The sequence below is a fragment of the Pseudomonas sp. H1_A03 genome (assembly GCF_054685145.1).
The window spans coordinates 1,247,912-1,267,482 of sequence record NZ_CP162829.1 but is presented as its reverse complement, the minus strand read 5'-3'; the positions used below and the strand labels follow the sequence as shown (position 1 = coordinate 1,267,482).

Sequence of the window (19,571 nt, the reverse complement as noted above, 5' to 3'; positions counted from 1 at the left end):
TCAGGAATGCTCCGGGGCAAGGGCGAGCAGAGCATCGCGAGTACGGGCGAGGAAGGCGACTTTGTCTTCACCTTCTTCCAATTGCAGCGGCGCGCCGAAGCTGGTGGTGCACAACAATGGCAGCGGCAATACGCGACCTTTGGGCATTACACGGTTCAGGTTGGCGATCCACACAGGAACCAGTTCGGCCTGTGGGTAACTTTTCGCCAGGTGGTACAGGCCGCTTTTGAACGGCAACAGGCCATCCTCAAGATTGCGCGTGCCTTCGGGGAAGATGATCAGCGAGTCGCCGCCTTCCAGGGCATTGAGCATGGGCTGCAATGGGTTATCCACAGGGTCTTTGCGTTCGCGGTCGATCAGCACGCCGTTGAACACGCGGTTGATGATGTAGCGGCGCAAGGCGCTTTTATTCCAGTAATCGCTGCCGGCTACCGGGCGCGTGAATTTGCGCAGGTTTTGCGGTAACGAGGCCCACAGCAGCACAAAGTCGCCGTGGCTGCTGTGGTTGGCGAAATAGATGCGTTGCACCGGCACCGGCGCGCAACCGAGCCACAGGCTGCGGGCGCCAGTGACGGTGCGGGCCATGGAGGTAATCAGCGTGGCGACCACGGGTTCGAACATGGGGATTCCTTATCCGGCGAAAGGCAGCCAAGGGCTGGCGAGGATCACGGCCAGGGTCAGCAGCGCTTGCGCACCGAGCAGCCAGGCTTGTTTGCGCAGCAGTTTGAGCGCGCCGCGACGGCGCTCGGTCCAGGGCCGGCCAGCGCGTTTGGGCGACTGCAGGCTGAGGTTTTGCAGGGCCTGGTCGAGGTCGGCGGTGCGCTCGATGTCGCGCGCCAGCAGGGCGAAGAGGTCAGCGTCAAACGCCACACGCAGCGCCCAGTACTTTTGCAGCAGCCCGAGGATAATCATCCACAGGCTCAGCAGCAGGCAAATCGGCGAAATACTCGCCATCAACAGTTGAGCCAAGCCGAATAATACGCCGACCAGCGTCAGGCCTGTGGATAACTGATCCAGCGAACGGCCGCGACGCAGCAGGCTGGCGACGACCTGGAGTTCCATATCAGCGGGCATGGGACAAATCCTCCAGCGCTTCTCGGTGAGCAGGGTGCAGGACCACTTCGGCCCGCGCTGTACGAATGATAGTCAGCGCATCCTCTACCGTCGCGGCACGTCGGGTATGCAACAGCCAGGCGGCGACGGCGGTGGCGCTGCGCGAATAGCCAAGCGCGCAGCACACCAGCAATGGGCCGCTGGCGCGCAAGCGTTCGATGGCGTGTGCGGCTTGTCGGCATTCGTCGGGTGTCGGTGCGATAAGGTCCAGCACGGGAATGGACTGATAGGCGCGCCCCTGTGGATTAATCGGCAATTCGGCGCAGAGATCGACGATGGCCATGAAGGGCGCCTGCTCACTTGTCGTAGGAATGCGCCCAAGCCAGACGTTATCCACAATCAAATCGGGTTGTGGATGTTTGCGTGTCCACAGGCGTGAGTTGATCCAGGCAGCTGCCAGGTAGGGCGCGTATAGCCAGCGCGCGGCGGGGGTTAATTGGCCATCTGCGCGTTTCTGAAAGCCGGAAGCACCGAGTACTAAATAATTGGTTTTGATCAACGCGAGAGAAACCGCCGGCCAGAGTATCCACAGCCAGCCACCGCCCAGTACAAAGGCAAGAATCGCCAACAGCAACCCGCCCACGCCGTAACGCACGCCCAACCGCCAGCGCTTGGGGTCGCGCGTCAGCCGGGCACTCAACAATGGGCTCGGGTGTTCAACCGGCCACAACCACACGCAAATCCACCCCGCGAGGGCGCCTGTGGGTAAGTCAATAAAGTGATGTTGATAAGTGGTCAGTACCGAAATACCGATCAACGCGAACCAACCATGCACCACCCACCGCCAGAACCCGTGGGTGTGGCGCTGGAACATGACCCACAGGATTACCAGCAGCGCGATATGCAGCGAAGGTGCCTGGTTGAACGGTTTGTCGAACCCGGCCAGCACCGCAAATAGCCAGCCGAATACGCCATCCAGTTCCGGCCGCTCGAAGGTAAAGCGCAGCGGCCAGATCAGAAAGCAGCTCACGGCAATCACCTGCGCACTCAGCAGCCGCAACGCATGTTGTTTCAACTCGTGGCGGGTATTGGGCAGCAGGAGTGAGAACCCATACAGCAGGTCAATGGTCCAGTAGGGCACGATGGTCCAAGCCCAAAACGGCATATGGGTTTCCCAGCCGAACACCAGCGTGCCGACGTCGCTGCGCTGGCTGGTGACCCAGGTGGCAAAGCCGTAGGTGCTGAAGAACAGCGGCGCCAACAGCAGCAGCCACAACACTGCGGGTTTCAATAAACCGGGTTCGCGCATGCTTAGATCTTCTGTGCCAGGGACACGGTAAAGATGCCCCACTCATCCACACGCTGGGTGATCTTGCGAAAGCCCGCAGCCTCGACCAACTGATCCATTTCCGCCTGGCTGCGGCGGCGCATCACCCAGGCCTGGCCCTGGCGGTGGCTGGTCAGCGCACGCGCGATCAGTTCCAGCTGCGGGTGCCACGGTTGGCCGGTGTACACCAGGTAACCGCCGGGCTCCATCGCTTCTGCCAGGCCGGCCAGCGAACCGCCGACCATGCCGTTATCGGCAAACAACTCATACAGCCCAGACACCACTGCCAGCGTCGGCTTGGGGTCCAGCGCGGCCAGGTCGAGGCGATCAAATGCATCGCCTTTGACGAACTGCGCGATATCCCCCAGGCCCTTCTCGCGAATCAAGGCGCCACCGTCGCGCACGTTGATGTCGCTGTAGTCGCGCAGCAGGATCGATTCCGGCAGCGGCGAAACGCCCTGCAGGGCTTCCAGGATGTAGCGACCATGACCGGCGGCGATATCCACGATGCGCACTTCGCGATCATCCGCGCGTAACTTGGCCATGGCCAGGCGCAGCAGTTCCTCGACGTTCAGCTTGCGCTGGCGAATGCCACGCCAGCCGATGGAGTTGAGGTAGTTGGAATCGATCATGCGCCCCAGCCCGCCCTTGCCGGTGGGCGTGTTGCGGTACACGTAGTCCAGGGTGCTGCCGGAGTCGAAGCCCGTGTCGAAACCCAGTTTCACCCCATCCGACAGGTTTTTGCCCAGGCCCATGCTGGCGCGGGTCATGCGCCAGTACAAATCGCGCAAGGAGTTGCGCGGCAGAGGCGCTGCAAGGGATTCAGATTCGGCGCAGGTGGCGCCGATTTTGTCGGCGTCGAGTAACGAGGCGCGGTCCAGCGGGTGTTCGAAGTTCTGCAGGATAAAGCGCTTGGCGCTGCTCACGGCGGTAGCGCGGTCGCGTTCGCCGAGCGTGTCGTGGAAAAAACCGGGAAGGATATGCAGCTCTTTTTTCAGGCTGCCGAGACGATCGAAAAATTGCTGCTGGGGTTTGCGGTGCACCACAAAGTCGGAGCCCGAGATCAGCAATTGGGTCGGCACCTGGATCGCCTGGGCATCGGCTACAACACGGTCGGCCGCTTCGTACAGGCCGAGCAGCACATTCACCGAAATGGCCTTGGTGATCAGCGGGTCACTGTCGTAGGACGCCACGCGTTCCGGGTCATGGCTGAGGAACTTGGCCTTGACGTAACTGTTGACGAAAAAGTTGCCACGAAACTTGCGCATCAGCGCCAGGCCCGGCCGGGCGAATGGCACGTAGAGCTTGACCTTGAACGCCGGGGACGCAAGTACCAGGGCGCGGATCTTCGGTGCGTAATCGTGCACCCAGGTCGCGGCAATCACCGCGCCGACGCTTTGGGCGATGACGGCGAAGTTTTCTTCTTCGATGCCATAGGTGGCGCCGATGTGATCGCAGAACGTCTGCACATCGCGGGCGCTGGTGGCGAAGCTCGGGCTGTCACCGCGCTCGCCGGGCGATTGGCCGTGGCCACGGGCATCCCAGGCGAAAAAGTCGAATTGCGGCAGGTCCAGTTCATCCACCAGATGGGCGATGCGCCCCGAATGCTCGTGGCCGCGATGGAACAGCACGATCGCCTTGCGCGGCTCCTCGCCAAACGCAGCGGTAGCGGGCCAGTGCCGGTAGAAAAGTTCGACGCCATCGTGGGTACTGAAGGTGTGCTCTTGCTGTTCGCGCATCGCAAAATCCTTATGCAGAAGGGGATGTCGTTTCTTTAAGACCTTGGCGCACGCGGTTGACCAGGGTGTAGGCGAGCAGGGCAGCGACCAGCCACATCACTGCATCGACCCAACCCGCGCCCAGCCAGCCCAGCGCCACGCCGGTGGCCAGTACGCCCAATACAAACGCTCGATCACTCTTGCCCATCGGCCCGTCATAGCGGCGCGATGCGCCCACCATCGGCCCAAGCACTCCGGCGTATTCGCTGAACACTGCGAGCAAAGCCACCAGCAACACCGGCGCCAGGCTTACGCCGGGGATCAACGCAAACGGCAGGATCAACGCGCTGTCGGCGATTACGTCGCACAGTTCATTGAGGTAGGCGCCCAGGCGCGACTGCTGGCCGAATTCGCGGGCGAGCATGCCGTCGATGGCATTGAGGGCCATGCGCAGGATCATCCACAGCGGGATCAGCGCAAACAGCCACAGGTGTTGGGCAAAGCTGGCGATCAACAGGCCGACCAGCAGCGAAATCACGCCGGCCAAAACGGTGATCTGGTTGGCGGTGGTGCCGTTGTCGTAGAGGCGCTGCACCAGCGGGCGCAGCAGGTTTTGAAAGCGCGGCTTGAGCTGATAGATCGAAATCATAAGGGGTGACGCTTCCTTGTCCGTTGACCCGCGAAAAACTGTTCTGGAGTGTGCCGATTAATCGTGGCGTGCACCAGTGATGGCGCGTGTTTATGGGGGTTTAGTCACGATCTTGAACACAACAATGTTCCACACAAGCCCGCATCCACAGGAATTTAGGGTGTACTGAAACTGCCGGTTTTCGAACAAAAATTTCACGCGTCGTGTTATATCGTAACGAATTGTGTACATGCGGACGCTAAGTGGATGCAAATGGATCTGGAAGCTGACGGCGCTTCGGTGGAAGGCCTTCCGCGGTTTCAACAGGGGCTGTTCCATGCCCGTCGATTGCGCCAAGCCGGTATCAGCCTGACGGTGCTGGCCGTTGCCGGCTGGGTGCTGGCGCTGTTTGTCGCGCTGTTTGCGCCGCTGTCGATTTGGCCGGTGGTGTTGATCAACGGTGCGTCGGCGTTGCTGCTGCTGGTGGCTGGTTTGCAATCGGCATGGTGGGTGGCGGATTGGCGCGCCCAGGCGTTGGAAGCGCCGGCGGTTGAAGAACCGGTTGAAGACACCGGCCGGTACGCGCGCCTTGCAGAGCGTTTTGGCAAGCAGATCGGCGCGCCGGTGCTGTGGCTTGGCGGTTGGTCGCTGCTGGCACTGGTCAGCGTTATCGAGTTCTGGAACCTGGCCTTGCCCGCCGCGCCGGTCGGTCAATCGGCAAGCATCGGTGCGGCGCTGGCGCTGGCCTTGGCATTTGGCCTGCTGGTGTTCGAACGTCGTCTGGCCCAGGAAACCGCTGCGCAGTGGCCGGAAGCCGCGCAACTGGCGCAGCTAAGCCGAGTGGCGATTATTTGCCTGGTGATCAGTGCGATTTGCCTGCTGTTCGCAGGGGCGAATTCCGTCTGGCCCCTTAGGTTGGCCGTGTTGATCGGCCTGCTGCCGGCGCTGGTCTCGCTGGAGTTTCTTTTAAGAGCAGTGCTGTCACTGTTTAGCCCGCGTCAGCCACGCCTCGAACCCCGCCTGATGGCGCAAAGTTTTATCGCGGGGCTGCTGCGCTGGCCGCCACAACCCTTGCTTGCGTTGCAGCACGAGTTGCACAACCGCTTCGGTATCGATTTGCGCCAGATCTGGGCGTTTACCTACATGCGTCGCGCGTTTCTGCCGGTGCTGTTGGTGGTGCTGGCGGTAGGCTGGGGGCTGACCGGCGTGCACGAAGTGCCGCTGCAAGGGCGTGGGATTTATGAGCGCTTCGGCAAACCGGTGCAGGTCTTCGGCCCTGGCCTGCATGCGGGTTTGCCATGGCCGTTGGGCCGCGTAATAAGCGTGGAAAATGGTGTGGTGCATGAGCTGGCCACCAGCGTCAGTGAAGCCGCCGCCCCGGAACTCGCCCCCGCCGAAGGCCCACCGCCGCTGATCGCCAACCGCTTGTGGGATGCCAGCCATGTGAATGACAAATCCCAAGTGATCGCCAGCAGCAGCGGCGACAAACAGAGCTTCCAGATCGTCAATATGGATGTGCGTTTTGTCTACCGCATTGGCCTCACCGACCAGGCCGCGCTTGCCGCCACCTATAACAGTGCGGATGTGCCGACCCTGATCCGCAGCACCGCCAGCCGCATCCTGGTGCACGACTTTGCCTCGCGCACCCTCGATGAACTGCTCGGTGAACAACGCACCAGCCTGGCCGACGAGATCGGCCGCGCGGTGCAGGCGGACCTGCAAAAGCTCGACAGCGGCGTGGAAATCCTCGCCACCGTGGTCGAGGCGATCCACCCACCGGCCGGTGCCGCCAACGCCTATCACGGCGTGCAAGCCGCACAAATTGGCGCCCAAGCGTTGATCTCTCGCGAACGCGGCGCGGCCAGCGAACAAACCAACCAGGCCTTGCTCCAGGCCAGCACCGCGCGCGACCAGGCCCAGGCCACTGCACGCGAAGTGAATGCGGGCGCCCAAGCGGCCGACCTGCGTTTTATCGCCGAACAAAAGGCCTACGCCACGGCCGGCCAGGCGTTCGTGCTGGAACAGTATTTGGGCCAACTCAGCCAGGGCCTGGCTCACGCCAAGCTGTTAATTCTGGATCATCGCTTGGGCGCCGATGGCGCGCCGACGATCGATCTGCGTTCTTTTACCTTGCCGGCCGATCCCTCGGTGCCGCGTAAAGCCGTTCAATAAGGAGTTTGTCTGTTGAGCGCTCATTCTCACGATCATCATCACGGCCATCACCACCATCATCACGGTAGCGAGCAAGCCGCCGGCCCATTCCCATGGCGGCGCATGGCCTGGGCGCTGTTGCTGGTGCTGTTTGCGGTCGCGGCCGCCAGCCTGGTGCAGGTGCGCTCCGGCGAGGCCACGGTGATTACCCGTTTCGGCAACCCATCGCGGGTGCTGCTGGAACCGGGCCTTGGCTGGCGCTGGCCGGCGCCGTTCGAAGCAGCGATCCCGGTGGACTTGCGCCTGCGCACCACCTCCAGCGGGTTGCAGGATGTGGGCACCCGTGATGGTCTGCGCATCATCGTGCAGGCCTATGTGGCGTGGCAGGTGCAGGGTGACGCCGAGAATGTGCAGCGCTTTATGCGCGCCGTGCAGAACCAGCCGGATGAAGCGGCGCGACAGATCCGTACCTTTGTGGGGTCGGCGCTGGAAACCACGGCGGCCAGTTTCGACTTGTCCAGCCTGATCAACACCGATGCCAGCCAGGTGCGCATTGCCGATTTCGAAGCGCAGTTGCGCCAGCAGATTGATCAACAATTACTCACCACTTACGGCGTGCGCGTGGCCCAAGTGGGGATCGAGCGGCTGACCCTGCCGTCGGTGACCCTCACCGCCACTGTCGACCGCATGCGCGCCGAGCGTGAAACCATCGCCACCGAACGCACCGCTGTGGGCAAGCGCGAAGCGGCGCAGATCCGTTCTGCCGCCGAGCGCGATGCGCGCATCGTACAGGCCGATGCCACGGTAAAAGCCGCCGATATCGAAGCGCAGTCGCGGGTCGAAGCCGCGCAGATTTATGGCCGCGCCTACGCCGGTAATCCCCAGCTGTATAACCTGCTGCGCTCGCTGGATACCTTGGGCACCGTGGTCACGCCGGGGACCAAGATCATCCTGCGCACCGATGCCGCCCCGTTCCGCGCCTTGGTGGACGGGCCGAAGGACGTTCAGCCATGACCGAGCGTGCCAGTCCGGACAGCCCATGGATCCAAGCCGGGCGTCTGACCTTCCTGGCGTTGTACGCGGTGACCGTGTTGGCGGCGTTGGCTTGGGCGTTTTCCAATGTGCGCCAGATCGACCCGCAGAACCGCGCCGTGGTGCTGCACTTTGGCGCCCTCGACCGTATCCAGAATGCCGGGTTGCTGTTGGCGTGGCCGCAGCCGTTCGAGCAGGTGGTGCTGTTGCCGGCCGCCGACCGGGTGATCGAACGTCGGGTGGAGAACCTGCTGCGTTCCGACGCGGCGATCCAGGCCGACCGCGTGGCCAGCTTCGCCACGCCGTTGAGTGATGCGCTGGCCGGCTCCGGCTACCTGCTGACCGGCGATGCCGGTGTGGTGCAGCTGGATGTGCGGGTGTTCTACAAAGTCACTGAACCTTACGCCTTTGTGTTGCAGGGCGACCATGTGTTGCCGGCTTTGGATCGGCTGGTGACCCGCAGCGCCGTGGCCCTGACGGCCGCGCGTGACCTGGACACGATTTTGGTGGCGCGCCCCGAACTGATCGGTACCGACAATGGCGCCGCCGAGCGCCGTGAGCGGCTGCGCGGCGATCTGGTGCAAGGCATCAATAAGCGCCTCACGGAGCTGGCTTCCACAGGCTTGGGATTGGGCATCGCAGTGACCCGCGTCGATGTGCAATCGAGCCTGCCGGGCCCGGCGGTGAATGCCTTCAATGCCGTCCTCACTGCCAGTCAACAAGCCGATAAAGCCGTGGCCAACGCTCGCACCGAAGCCGAAAAGCTCACCCAAAATGCAACCCAACAAGCTGATCGCCTGGTGCAAGTTGCCCACGCCCAGGCCAGCGAACGCCTGGCCAATGCCCAGGCGCGAACCGCAACCGTCGCCAGCCTGGCCCAGGTGAAAGACCCGGGCCTGTTGTTGCGCCTGTACCGTGAACGTCTGCCGAAGATTCTCGGCCAGGCCGGTTCCGTGACCACGGTCGATCCAAAAGACGACTCCCGCTTGATCATCCAGGGAGCCGAACAATGAGCGTGCTCATGCTGACCTCCGCCGAACAGCGCAGCGCCGCCCGGCAATTGACCCTGGCCATGTTGGCCTTGGGCTTGCTGATACTGGGCCTGGTATGGCGCTGGCTGGCACCGGACCAGAACGGTGTGAGCCAATTGCTGCTGGGCGTGGCGTCCTTGCTGGTGGCCGTGCCGGTGATGCGTTCGGCCTGGTACAGCCTGCGGTTCCCCAGCCTGCATGGCATCACCGACCAACTGATCGCCCTGGCCATGCTCGGTGCTTGGGCTACGGGGGATCTGCTGACCGCCGCGCTGTTGCCGATCATCATGATTTTCGGCCACGTGCTGGAAGAACGCAGCGTAATCGGCTCACAGGAAGCGATCCATGCCCTGGGCAAACTGACCCGCAGCCATGCGCGGCGGGTGCAGGCTGACGGCAGCATTGTTGAAGTGGATAACGGCACGCTGAACACTGGCGATGTCGTCGAGGTGCGCGCGGGTGATCGGGTGCCCGCCGATGGCGTGGTGCTGTCGGGCCAGGCGAGCCTGGACACGGCGCCGATTACCGGTGAGTCGGTACCGTTGGAAGCCAGCGCAGGGGTGCTGGTGTTTGGCGGCGCGATCAACCTCGACGGCCTGCTGCGCCTTGAGGTGACCCGCACCGGTAACGAATCCACCTTAGGCAAAGTCATCGCGCTGATGCAGAACGCCGAGCGTTCCAAGCCACCGATTACGCGGCTGCTGGAGCGCTATGCCGGCAGCTATATGGTGTTGGTGTTGTTGCTGGCGGCGGTGACCTGGTTTGTGACCAATGACGCCCAGGCGATGCTCGCCGTGCTGGTGGCGGCATGTCCATGTGCGCTGGTGCTGTCGGCGCCGGCCACGGCGATTGCCGGAATTGCGGTGGCGGCGCGGCACGGGATTCTGATTCGCAGCTCGGCGTTTCTGGAGGAGTTGGCGGACCTGACTTCACTGGTGGTCGACAAGACCGGCACCCTGACCTTTGGCACCTTGCGTCTGCAATCCATCGAAACCACGGCGCCGGATCGGCAGGTGGTGTTGAACCTGGCTGCCAGCCTGGGCTCGGCCAGCAGCCACCCGGTCAGCCGGGCGTTGGCGGGGTTGGCGACGCAGGACCAGATGCACGTGTTGACGGACATTCGCGAACGCCAGGGGCTGGGCGTCGTGGCGCAAACCCAGCAGGGCGAAGCGGCCTTGGGCCGGCCAGAGTTATTCGAGCAACTGGGCATTGTCACCACGGCTGTGCCGAACCACGATGGCCCGATCGCCGGGCTGGCGCTGAACGGGCAATTTCTGGCCTGGCTGCTGCTGGCCGACAGTGTCAAACCGGAAGCACGCCAAGCCCTGCAAGAGCTGCGCGAGCTCGGCCTCGGTCGGCAACTGCTGCTCACGGGCGATCGCCAAAGCGTGGCCGACAGCCTCGCGCTGGAGGTGGGCATCAGCGACGTCGAAGCCCAGGCCCTGCCGGAAGACAAGCTCAACCGCGTGCTGGGGGAAATCGGCAGCGGTTTTCGCCCGATGGTGGTGGGCGACGGCATCAATGATTCCCTGGCGCTCAAGGCCGGTGTGGTCGGCGTGGCCATGGGCGCGGGCGGCGCGGATATTGCGCTGGCATCGGCTGACGTGGTGCTGATCGGCAGCGACCTGCGGCGCCTGGGTACTTGTGTGCGCTTGAGTCGCCAGTGCCGGCAGACGTTGCAGGTCAATGTGATCATCGGCTTGGGCTGGACCTTGGCCATCGTCGTGTTTGCGGCGTTCGGTTGGCTGGGTGCGGCGGGCGCGATGATTGCGGCGGTGCTGCATAACCTCAGCACGTTGCTGGTACTTGGAAATGCCGGGCGTTTGTTGCGGTTTCAGGAACCCCTGTTGAAGCTTGAAGAATAATCTTCAGAAATAGTTGAAAGGCGCTGTAACGCCGATGGGGGACCTCGCTCTAGTGGTGTGTCGAGACTGAACAATCCGTTCAGACCGACACCCACACTGATCCCTGAGGACTACAAAATGAACATCAAAAATGCCGTTTCCGGTGCTGCCCTGGCTTTCGCTGCCGCCACTATGTTTGCCGGTGTCGCCACCCAGGCACAGGCCGCCGACGCTACTGTTCATTGCTACGGCGTAACTTCCTGCAAAGGCATGAACGACTGCAAGACCGCTGAAAATGCCTGCAAAGGGCAGGGCTCCTGCAAGGGTCATGGTTTCAAGGCCATGACCAAGGCTGCCTGTGACGCCGCTGGCGGCAAAGTCGGCGAGTAATCGCAAGCCGAGTGCTACCGCAGCGGTTTACCGTCCGCTGCGGACACTTTCCCAGGAGTGTCTTATGCCTACCCCCCTTGCGAGCCTCGGTTACGGCCTGGGTTTACGCAGTGAGTACTACCCGCAGATTCTTGAACAGTCGCCGCCCGTGGATTGGTTTGAAGTGATCTCCGAGAATTATCTGGTCCAGGGCGGTAAAGCCTTGTACTACCTGGATGCGATAGCCGAGCGCTATCCCCTGGTGATGCACGGCGTGTCCTTGTCCATCGGCGGGCCCCATGCCCTCGATACCGATTACCTGAAGCAAATCAAACAGCTCGCCGAGCGTATCCAGCCGGCATGGATTTCCGATCACCTGTGCTGGAGCCGCGGCAGCGCCCACCAGTTACATGACTTGCTGCCGCTGCCTTACACCGAAGAAAGCCTCTACCACGTCGCTGCCCGCGTGCGCCAAGTACAGGACGTGTTGCAACGCCCTCTGGTGCTGGAAAATGTCTCCAGTTATGTGCGCTCCAAGGCCGACGAATTCACCGAGTGGGAGTTCCTCAACGCGTTGGCTCACTTGTCGGGGTGCCAGTTGTTGCTGGACGTCAACAATGTGTATGTCAGCTCGCGCAATCATGGCTTCGACGCTTGGACGTTTATTCGTAACCTGCCACCTGAGAGCATCCGCCAGCTGCACCTGGCGGGGCATATGGACTACGGCGACTACGTGGTCGACACCCATGACCATCCTGTGTGTGACCCGGTGTGGGCGCTTTATCAACAGACGCTCGAGCACCTGGGGCCTGTGTCGACGCTACTGGAGCGCGACGACCATTTCCCACCCTTTGAAGAGCTGCTCACCGAATTAAGCAAGGCCCGTGAGTTGGGCGCTAAGGCCCTGGCCGGGAGGCATTTATGCGCCTGACCGATTGGCAGCTGGCCTTCGAACAGCACCTGTTAGCCGAAACACCGACCGCCAGCAGTGGCTTCGCCGCCAGTTTGCTGGGTGGGCCGACGCTGGATGTGGACACGGGCCTGGCGATTTACCACAACGCCTATATCGCGCGGCTGCAGGAAGTTTTGCGGCATGACTTCCGCGCTATCCATTATTGGTTGGGCGATGATGAATTCGCCTCGCTGACCCAGGCCTATGTGCGCCGTTACCCATCGGCCCATTACAGCCTGCGCTGGCTGGGTCAGCGTTTCCCTGGGTTTATCCTTGAGCATTTGGTGGCGGCACAAAGTGCGCCGCTGGCGGAACTGGCGCGGTTGGAGTGGGCGTTTACCCTGGCCTTTGATGCACCGCAGGGCGAAGCGCTGACGCTGAACGATATGGCGTTGTTGCCACCTGAAGAATGGCCAGTGTTGCAGGTCACCCTGGCGCCATCGGTGCAACAAGTGCTGTGTCATTTCAATAGCGTGGCGATCTGGCGCGCCAGCAAGGACGAGTCGGATTTTCCCGACAGCCAGGCGTTGAGCCCGGCACAGATCTGCCTGGTGTGGCGCCATCAGAATGTTTGCCATTACCGTAGCCTGGAACCTGAAGAAGCCTGTGCCCTGGCGGGAATGGCGACCACCGGCTGGACCTTTGCCGAACTGTGCGCAGCGTTGGCAGTCAGTTACGCAGAGGGTGCACCGTTGCAGGCCGTCACGTGGCTTAAACAATGGGTTCAGGACGGCTTGCTCGAGCGCCGGGCCTTATAGGCGAGCGCTATCAAATCGATAGCCTCCTACTTTGTCTTCGGATGGTCTACCCTCAAGCCAGACGTCTGAAACAAGGGGGGACTACTCATGCTCGCGCAACTTCCACCGGCCTTACAGAATCTTCAGCTACCGCTGCGTCTGCGACTCTGGGATGGCCATGAATTCAACTTGGGCCCCGAGCCCAGTGTGACCATCGTGGTGAAGGACCCCGCGGTTGTCAGCCAATTGACCCATCCCACGCTCAACTCACTGGGCGAAGCCTTTATCGAAGGCAAGCTGGAGCTGGAAGGCTCTATTGCCGAAGTGATCCGGGTGTGTGATGAGCTGAGTCACGCGCTGGTGCACGACGATGAAACCCGTCCGGTGCGCTCGATTCACGATAAGGCCACTGACGCAGCCGCTATTTCCTACCATTACGACTTGTCCAACGCGTTCTACCAGCTGTGGCTGGACCAGGACATGGCGTACTCCTGCGGGTATTTCGAAACCGGCAGCGAATCCATCGATCAGGCCCAACAAGACAAATTCCGCCACTTGTGCCGCAAATTGCGGTTGCAGGCCGGCGAGTACTTGCTGGACGTCGGTTGTGGCTGGGGCGGCCTGGCGCGTTTTGCCGCGCGGGAGTTCGGGGTCAAGGTGTTTGGCATCACCTTGAGTAAAGAGCAGTTGGCACTGGCCCGCGAGCGGGTGAACGCCGAGGGCCTGGAAGATCAGGTGGACCTGCAACTGCTCGACTACCGCGACCTGCCGCAAGACGGTCGTTTCGACAAGGTGGTCAGCGTGGGCATGTTTGAACACGTCGGCCACGCCAATCTGGCGGAGTACTGCAAGACGTTGTACGGCGCCGTGCGTGAAGGCGGCCTGGTGATGAACCACGGCATTACCGCCAAGCACACCGACGGTCGCCCTGTGGGCCGTGGCGCGGGGGAGTTTATCGAGCGTTATGTGTTCCCCAACGGCGAGCTGCCGCACCTGGCGATGATGACCGCCGAAATCAGTGAAGTCGGGCTGGAAGTGGTCGACGTCGAGAGCCTGCGCCTGCACTACGCCCGCACGCTGGACCATTGGAGCGAGCGCCTGGAAGACAACTTGGAAGCGGCGGCGAGGATGGTGCCGGAGCAAGCGTTGCGCATTTGGCGGTTGTACCTGGCTGGTTGCGCGTATGCGTTTGCGCGGGGCTGGATAAATCTGCATCAAATCCTTGCAACCAAGCCCCATGCAGATGGCAGCCATGAACTGCCGTGGACGCGCGAGGATATTTATCGCTGATCGAGTTTCGGGTGAGGGATGTTATCCCAGGTGAGCGGGCGCGGGTCGATGACGTTGTTTGACGTCACGTGGAACCTGCCGTGCTGCTTGGGAATGTCTGGATCAACTTGCAGATAAGCCTGCTGTCCGAATACTTTGCTGGTTCTGTTGAAGGTGAGGTCATGCCGCGCCACGTTGCCACCCCAGTCTGGATGAGGGATGGAAAGGAAGGTTATCTCCCATCGTTCCCCACTGATTTCTCCCTTGATGACATAGACACCGTAGTGGTTTTCACCGGGGGAAATGATTTTGTAGACGCCGTTGTCGTAGAGATACACGACGGCGTCCTCAAAGGGTTTGGCGTCGTAAAGCACCTCGTACCGCAGGTAGATAATGTAGGTGGGGGCGCCGATATCTACCTCTATCGAGATGGCCGTCTGAGTGGGTCGTTGGGGTTGGTCCATCAATGAGGGTGCCATGATTAGCTCCAATTGTCGGAAGTGACAGATTTGAGCCTAGAGCAGGTGCTGCACGAATGAAGATGTCACTGGTCGGCTATCGACAAATCAGTCGTAAATCGGCCGTGCTGCCTACAATATGGGCGAAATCAGCCGCGCCACCCGCATACCCAGCTGTTGCAGGCGTCGGGTCTCGCGGCTTTCTTCCTGGCTGACCTCATGGGCCAGGGCGAAGTCGTCCAGCAGCATGTGCTCGACTTGTTTAGCGAACGCTTCGTCGACCGTCAGCAGCATCACTTCGAAATTCAACCGGAACGAGCGGTTGTCCATGTTGGCACTGCCGATGGCGCTGATTTCGCTGTCCACCAGCACCACCTTCTGATGCAGAAAACCTGGCGTGTAGCGGAACACGCGCACTCCGGCGCGCACGGCTTCGGCCGCATAAAGGCTGGACGCGGCGTAAACGATGCGGTGATCGGGCCGTGACGGCAGCAACAGGCGCACATCCACACCCCGCAGAACCGCCAGGCGCAGGGCGGCGAATACCGCCTCATCGGGCACAAAGTACGGGCTGGTGATCCACACGCGTTGGGTGGCTGCGTGAATGGCTTCTACGAAAAACAGTGAGCAGGTTTCATAAGGATCGGCGGGGCCGCTGGCGAGTAATTGGCAGAGCACGCCGTCCTCGGGGTAGGCGTCCGGCAGAATCAATGGCGGCAGTTCTCGCGCGGCCCAGAACCAGTCTTCGGCAAATGACTCCTGCAAGCACGCCACCACCGGGCCGGTGACCTGCACATGCGTATCACGCCACGGCGCCAGCGGCGGTTTTTTGCCCAAGTACTCATCGCCGACGTTATGCCCGCCCACAAACCCGGTGATGCCGTCCACCACCACGATCTTGCGATGGTTACGGAAGTTGACCTGGAAGCGATTAAGCCAGCCGCTGCGCGTGGCGAATGCTTTGATATGCACGCCGGCTTCACGCAGTGATTGCACATAGCGATGGGGCAGGGCGTGGCTGCCGATACGGTCGTACAGCACGTAAACGGCTATGCCCTGAGCGGCTTTTTTGTTCAACAAGGTGTGCAATTGGCGGCCCAGTTCGTCGTCATGAATAATGAAAAACTGGAACAGCACGGCGGTTTTCGCGTTTCGGATGGCTTCAAAAATCGCGCTGAAGGTCGCGTCGCCGTTCACCAGCAGACGCACCTCATTATTGGCCAGGCACGGCATGCGGCCCAGCTTGGGCATGGCGCGCAGCGAGGCGTAGGCGCTGGAGTTACGCGCAGCAAGTGCCTCCTCGACCCACGGGCGCCAATTGAGTGCGGTGATTGCCTTGTGCATTTCCTGGTTGGCCTGGCGACGCGCCTGGATGTAAGCATCGAACGTGCTGCGACCAAAGATCAGGTAAGGGATCAGCGTGAGGTAAGGCATGAACATCAGCGACAAGGCCCAGGCGATCGAGCCTTGGGCGGTCCTGACGGTCAGCACCGCATGAATCGCGGCGAGGGTCCCGAGAAAGTGCAGCGTGGCAATGAAGTAGGCAAGCAGGTGCGGGCCAAAGAAATCCATGGACGACGGTACTCCAGGCAATCCAATGCCTAACAGACCATGTCTGGTCACGAATGTCGCTATTTTATTTGCCGTGCAACACTGGCGCTTTTGCGGCGTCTAACGCCCACAATTGCCCAGGAGTTACCCGATGAATGCTCGTCTGCTAGGTTTGGCCATGGTTGTTGGTTTGTCGCTGCCCGTGGCAGCGCAGGCGCAGATGCTGGCGCCGGGCTTGTGGGAATTGACCACCAGCAATATGAAAGTCGATAACCAGGACCTGCCGGACTTGTCGCTGATCCTCGGTCAACTCAAGCAACAGATGACCCCCGAACAGCGCGCCATGCTCGAAAAACAAGGCATCACCATGGCCGGTAAAGGTGTGCAGGTGTGCCTTACACCGGCACAGGTCGCCTCCGATTCGATCCCCCTGACCGACCCGCAATCGGGCTGCAAACAGGAAGTGACCGACAAGACCGGCAACCAGTGGAAATTCCGCTTCAGTTGCCCGAAAGCCCAGGGCACGGGCGTGGCGACGTTCCAGAGCCAGAAGGAATTCACCACCACCGTCAACGGCACCTTCAATGCCACTGGCATCCAGCAGAAGGGCAGCCTGGACAGCCATGCCCAGTGGCTGGGTACCGATTGCGGTACGGTCAAGCCCCGCGCTTAACGCAGAAAATGCAGGGGTAAACCCTGACAGCTATCGACCACTTGGCCGTTGTGCCAGGCCAGGTGGCCGGATACCAGGGTGGTGCTGACGCTGTGGCGAAAGCTGCGTTCAGCGAAGGGCGTCCAGCCGCAGCGGGCCAGGATCGGCTGGCTGCTGACGGGCTTTCCCTCGGGCTCGGGTTTGATCAGTACCAGATCGGCCCAATACCCTTCGCGTAGATAACCTCGGTCCGGGATGGCAAACAGGTCGGCGACCCGGTGGCTGGTCTTCGCTACCAAGGTGGTGATGGGCAGCAGCCCGTCCGCAACCAACTCCAGTAATGCCGGCAAGGCGTGCTGCACCAACGGCAGCCCTGACGGCGCTTCGCGATATCCCAGCTGTTTTTGCGCCCAGGTATGCGGTGCGTGGTCGCTGCCGATCACATCCAGACGATCACTCAACAACGCTTGGCGTAAGGCGTCGCGGTCGGCGCGGGTCTTGATCGCCGGGTTGCATTTGATCTGGTGGCCGAGGCGGTGATAGTCGCGGTCATCGAACAGCAGATGATGCAGGCAGACTTCGGCGGTGATGCGTTTTTCGGCCAGTGGCTTGTCTTCGAATAGCGCCAGCTCACGGGCGCTGGTCAGGTGCAATACGTGCAGGCGGGTGCCATGACGCTTGGCCAATTCCACCGCAAAAGATGAGGAGCGATAGCACGCCTCGGCATCGCGGATCAGCGGGTGCGCGACGGCGGGGATGTGCTCGCCGAAGCGTTCGCGCAGGCGCAGCTCGTTGGCCTGGATGCTCGGCGTGTGCTCGCAATGGGCCAACAGAATGGTCGGCACTTCGGCGAACAGACGTTCCAGGATGCGTGGATCGTCCACCAACATGTTGCCGGTCGAGGCGCCCATGAACACTTTGACCCCGGCCACCTCCCGCGGGTCGAGCGCGGCGACGGTGTCGAGGTTGTCGTTGCTCACGCCGAAGTGAAAGCCATAGTTGGCCACCGAGTGCAGGGCGGCGCGGCGTTTTTTATCGGCCAGGGCATCAAGGTTCAGGGTAGCCGGGCTGGTGTTGGGCATGTCCATGAAGCTGGTGATGCCACCGGCCACCGCGGCGCGGGATTCGCTGTAGAAGCTGCCTTTGTCCGGTGCCCCGGGGTCGCGAAAATGCACTTGGTCATCAATCATGCCCGGCAGCAGCCACTGGCCCTGGGCGTCGATGGCCACGGGCGCGTTGCAGCCTTCGATGCTGCTGGCGATCTTCTCGATACGACCATTGGCAACAAAGACATCGGCGTCGAATGCCTGCCCTTCATTCACCAGGCGGGCGTTGCGGATCAGCAGGCGGCTCATGGTTCAGAACTCGTTTTGCAGGGCTTTGTAGCCGCGCACCAGATCGACATTGGTGCGTGCCACGTCTTCGGAGAACTCCGAGGCACTGACACTCACCGGCGGGAATTGCGACAGGTCGGTGGTGGGCCCGATACGGGTGGTGGAGGGCACGTAGAACGCGGCGGGCAAGTCGCGCCCGTCGACCACCGAGTTATGGCGCACCACGCAGCCGTCGCCCACGGCGCAGTTGAACAGCACGCTGTTGAAACCGATGAACACGCGGTCGCCAACGCTGCACGGGCCGTGGACGATGGAACGGTGGGCGATGGAAGTAAATTCTCCGATGGTCACCGCCGCGCCGGACTTGGAATGGATGACCACGCCGTCCTGGATGTTGGAGTTGGCACCGATGGTGATCGGGTCCATGGCGCCGCTGGCGTCGACTTCGTCGGCACGGATCACGGCGTAGGGGCCGACGAAGACGTTCTCGCCAATGATGACTTTGCCGCAGATGATCGCGGTCTTGTCGACGTAGGCGGATTCGGCAATCACGGGCAGATCGCCCGACGGGTTCTTGCGGATCATGGCTTGCCCAACGCGGCGCACAGGGTGTTGAGGTTGTATTCGAACAGTCCTGTGAAGGTGCTGGCCGGGCCTTCCGCGGCGAGGGCGTCGGAGTACAACGTGCCGCCTATCTGCGCGCCGCTTTCATCAGCGATCTGCTTGAGCAGGCGCGAATCCTTGATGTTTTCCATGAACACGGCTTTGACGTTGTCTTTGCGGATCTGAGTGATCAGCGCAGCCACTTCGGCAGCGGACGGCTCACGTTCGGTGGACAGGCCTTGGGGGGCGAGGAACTCGATACCGTAAGCCTGGCCCAGGTAACCGAAGGCGTCGTGGGAGGTGACGATGCGGCGGTTGCCGGGTGGCAGTGCGCCGAACTTGGTCTTGGCCTCGGCGAGTAGGCGGTAGATTTCTTTCAGGTAGGTTTGGCTGTTGCGCTGATAGTCGGCCTTGTTGGCGGGGTCGGCAGCGATCAGCGCCTTGGTGATGTTGTTCACGTAGATTTCGGCATTGGCCAGGTTATGCCAAGCGTGTGGGTCGGGAATGGTTTCGCCGTCTTCATCCATGGTGTGGGAGATCACGCCTTTGCTGGCAGTCACTACGGTGGCTTTGGTTTCGGTGCTGGTCACCAGGCGGTCCAGCCAAGGCTCGAAGCCGAGGCCGTTCTTGATGATGACTCTGGCCGTGAGCAGCGCTTTAGCATCGTCCGGCGTTGGCTCATAGGTATGGGCGTCGGCGTCGGGGCCGACCATGTTGCTGATCTGGATGTGATCGCCACCGATCTGGTGAGTGATGTCATCGAGGATGCTGAAGCTGGTAACCACCTGAAGCTTGTCTGCGGCCTGAGCCGTCGATAACGACAAGACGAGACTGAACAGCACGAATAGAGCGCGCATCGGGA

At 61.7% G+C, this 19,571-nt stretch carries 19 protein-coding genes; 9 read left to right on the top strand and 10 right to left on the bottom strand.

Features of this window, described 5'->3' with window-relative positions:
- From AB4O35_RS05940 to AB4O35_RS05920, 5 genes are read right to left on the bottom strand one after another with little or no spacing between them, the layout of a single operon-like run.
- Window positions 1–621, bottom strand: a complete 621-nt coding sequence (locus AB4O35_RS05940) for a lysophospholipid acyltransferase family protein (protein ID WP_065875565.1) — start codon at window positions 619–621, stop codon at window positions 1–3.
- 9 nt (window positions 622–630) lie between these two features.
- A complete protein-coding gene (locus AB4O35_RS05935) occupies window positions 631–1,074 on the bottom strand; it encodes a hypothetical protein (RefSeq protein WP_065875564.1) in 444 nt (147 codons plus the stop codon).
- Window positions 1,064–2,362 (bottom strand): phosphatase PAP2/dual specificity phosphatase family protein, encoded by a 1,299-nt coding sequence (locus AB4O35_RS05930; protein ID WP_065875563.1) that lies wholly within the window; start codon window positions 2,360–2,362, stop codon window positions 1,064–1,066. Before AB4O35_RS05930 ends, AB4O35_RS05935 begins: the two co-directional genes overlap by 11 nt.
- Window positions 2,363–2,364: 2 nt before the next feature.
- Window positions 2,365–4,119, bottom strand: a complete 1,755-nt coding sequence (locus AB4O35_RS05925; protein ID WP_065910144.1) for a bifunctional alpha/beta hydrolase/class I SAM-dependent methyltransferase — start codon at window positions 4,117–4,119, stop codon at window positions 2,365–2,367.
- Between the two features lie 10 nt (window positions 4,120–4,129).
- Window positions 4,130–4,747 carry a CDP-alcohol phosphatidyltransferase family protein gene (locus AB4O35_RS05920; RefSeq protein ID WP_065875561.1) on the bottom strand — a complete coding sequence of 206 codons (618 nt, stop codon included), beginning with the start codon at window positions 4,745–4,747 and terminating at the stop codon, window positions 4,130–4,132.
- Between the two features lie 246 nt (window positions 4,748–4,993).
- Here AB4O35_RS05920 and hflK (AB4O35_RS05915) point away from each other — a divergent pair, with 246 nt between their 5' ends.
- The 8 genes from hflK (AB4O35_RS05915) to cfaB all read left to right on the top strand — a co-directional run bounded on the left by hflK (AB4O35_RS05915) (window position 4,994) and on the right by cfaB (window position 14,132).
- A complete protein-coding gene (gene hflK, locus AB4O35_RS05915; RefSeq protein WP_065875560.1) occupies window positions 4,994–6,898 on the top strand; it encodes a protease modulator HflK in 1,905 nt (634 codons plus the stop codon).
- Window positions 6,899–6,910: 12 nt separating this feature from the next.
- Complete coding sequence (hflC, locus tag AB4O35_RS05910) at window positions 6,911–7,891, top strand: protease modulator HflC (RefSeq protein ID WP_065891291.1); 981 nt, start codon at window positions 6,911–6,913, stop codon at window positions 7,889–7,891.
- Window positions 7,888–8,922, top strand: coding sequence for a protease modulator HflK (hflK, locus tag AB4O35_RS05905; protein ID WP_065891292.1), 1,035 nt, complete (start codon window positions 7,888–7,890; stop codon window positions 8,920–8,922). The genes hflC and hflK (AB4O35_RS05905) overlap by 4 nt, the downstream gene beginning before the upstream one ends.
- Window positions 8,919–10,805, top strand: coding sequence for a cation-translocating P-type ATPase (locus tag AB4O35_RS05900; RefSeq protein ID WP_065946085.1), 1,887 nt, complete (start codon window positions 8,919–8,921; stop codon window positions 10,803–10,805). The genes hflK (AB4O35_RS05905) and AB4O35_RS05900 overlap by 4 nt, the downstream gene beginning before the upstream one ends.
- A gap of 117 nt (window positions 10,806–10,922) precedes the next feature.
- Entirely contained in the window at window positions 10,923–11,174 is a 252-nt protein-coding gene (bufA2, locus tag AB4O35_RS05895) for a BufA2 family periplasmic bufferin-type metallophore (RefSeq protein ID WP_065875556.1), read from the top strand.
- A 64-nt stretch (window positions 11,175–11,238) separates the two neighbouring features.
- Entirely contained in the window at window positions 11,239–12,084 is an 846-nt protein-coding gene (gene bufB, locus AB4O35_RS05890; RefSeq protein WP_065875555.1) for an MNIO family bufferin maturase, read from the top strand.
- Window positions 12,075–12,863, top strand: coding sequence for an HvfC/BufC N-terminal domain-containing protein (locus tag AB4O35_RS05885; RefSeq protein WP_065891294.1), 789 nt, complete (start codon window positions 12,075–12,077; stop codon window positions 12,861–12,863). The genes bufB and AB4O35_RS05885 overlap by 10 nt, the downstream gene beginning before the upstream one ends.
- Window positions 12,864–12,950: 87 nt before the next feature.
- On the top strand, window positions 12,951–14,132 hold the full coding sequence (cfaB, locus tag AB4O35_RS05880) for a C17 cyclopropane fatty acid synthase CfaB (RefSeq protein ID WP_065946084.1): 1,182 nt from the start codon (window positions 12,951–12,953) through the stop codon (window positions 14,130–14,132).
- Here the strand turns inward: cfaB and AB4O35_RS05875 are convergent.
- On the bottom strand, window positions 14,123–14,590 hold the full coding sequence (locus AB4O35_RS05875) for a hypothetical protein (RefSeq protein ID WP_225930662.1): 468 nt from the start codon (window positions 14,588–14,590) through the stop codon (window positions 14,123–14,125). The two genes, cfaB and AB4O35_RS05875, sit on opposite strands and share 10 nt — an antisense overlap.
- A 111-nt stretch (window positions 14,591–14,701) precedes the next feature.
- Window positions 14,702–16,141 (bottom strand): cardiolipin synthase, encoded by a 1,440-nt coding sequence (gene cls / locus AB4O35_RS05870; RefSeq protein ID WP_065891296.1) that lies wholly within the window; start codon window positions 16,139–16,141, stop codon window positions 14,702–14,704.
- Between the two features lie 130 nt (window positions 16,142–16,271).
- On the opposite strand from cls, the gene AB4O35_RS05865 reads away from it, so the two are divergent.
- Complete coding sequence (locus AB4O35_RS05865) at window positions 16,272–16,793, top strand: DUF3617 domain-containing protein (protein ID WP_065875551.1); 522 nt, start codon at window positions 16,272–16,274, stop codon at window positions 16,791–16,793.
- Here AB4O35_RS05865 and AB4O35_RS05860 read toward each other — a convergent pair.
- Genes AB4O35_RS05860 through AB4O35_RS05850 form a run of 3 tightly spaced genes read right to left on the bottom strand, consistent with a single transcriptional unit; the run spans window position 16,790 to window position 19,566 of the window.
- Window positions 16,790–18,127, bottom strand: coding sequence for a dihydroorotase (locus AB4O35_RS05860; protein ID WP_065875550.1), 1,338 nt, complete (start codon window positions 18,125–18,127; stop codon window positions 16,790–16,792). The two genes, AB4O35_RS05865 and AB4O35_RS05860, sit on opposite strands and share 4 nt — an antisense overlap.
- A gap of 3 nt (window positions 18,128–18,130) precedes the next feature.
- Window positions 18,131–18,691, bottom strand: coding sequence for a gamma carbonic anhydrase family protein (locus AB4O35_RS05855; RefSeq protein WP_049710848.1), 561 nt, complete (start codon window positions 18,689–18,691; stop codon window positions 18,131–18,133).
- Window positions 18,688–19,566 carry a metal ABC transporter substrate-binding protein gene (locus AB4O35_RS05850; protein WP_065875549.1) on the bottom strand — a complete coding sequence of 293 codons (879 nt, stop codon included), beginning with the start codon at window positions 19,564–19,566 and terminating at the stop codon, window positions 18,688–18,690. The genes AB4O35_RS05855 and AB4O35_RS05850 overlap by 4 nt, the downstream gene beginning before the upstream one ends.
- Window positions 19,567–19,571 lie beyond the last annotated feature (5 nt).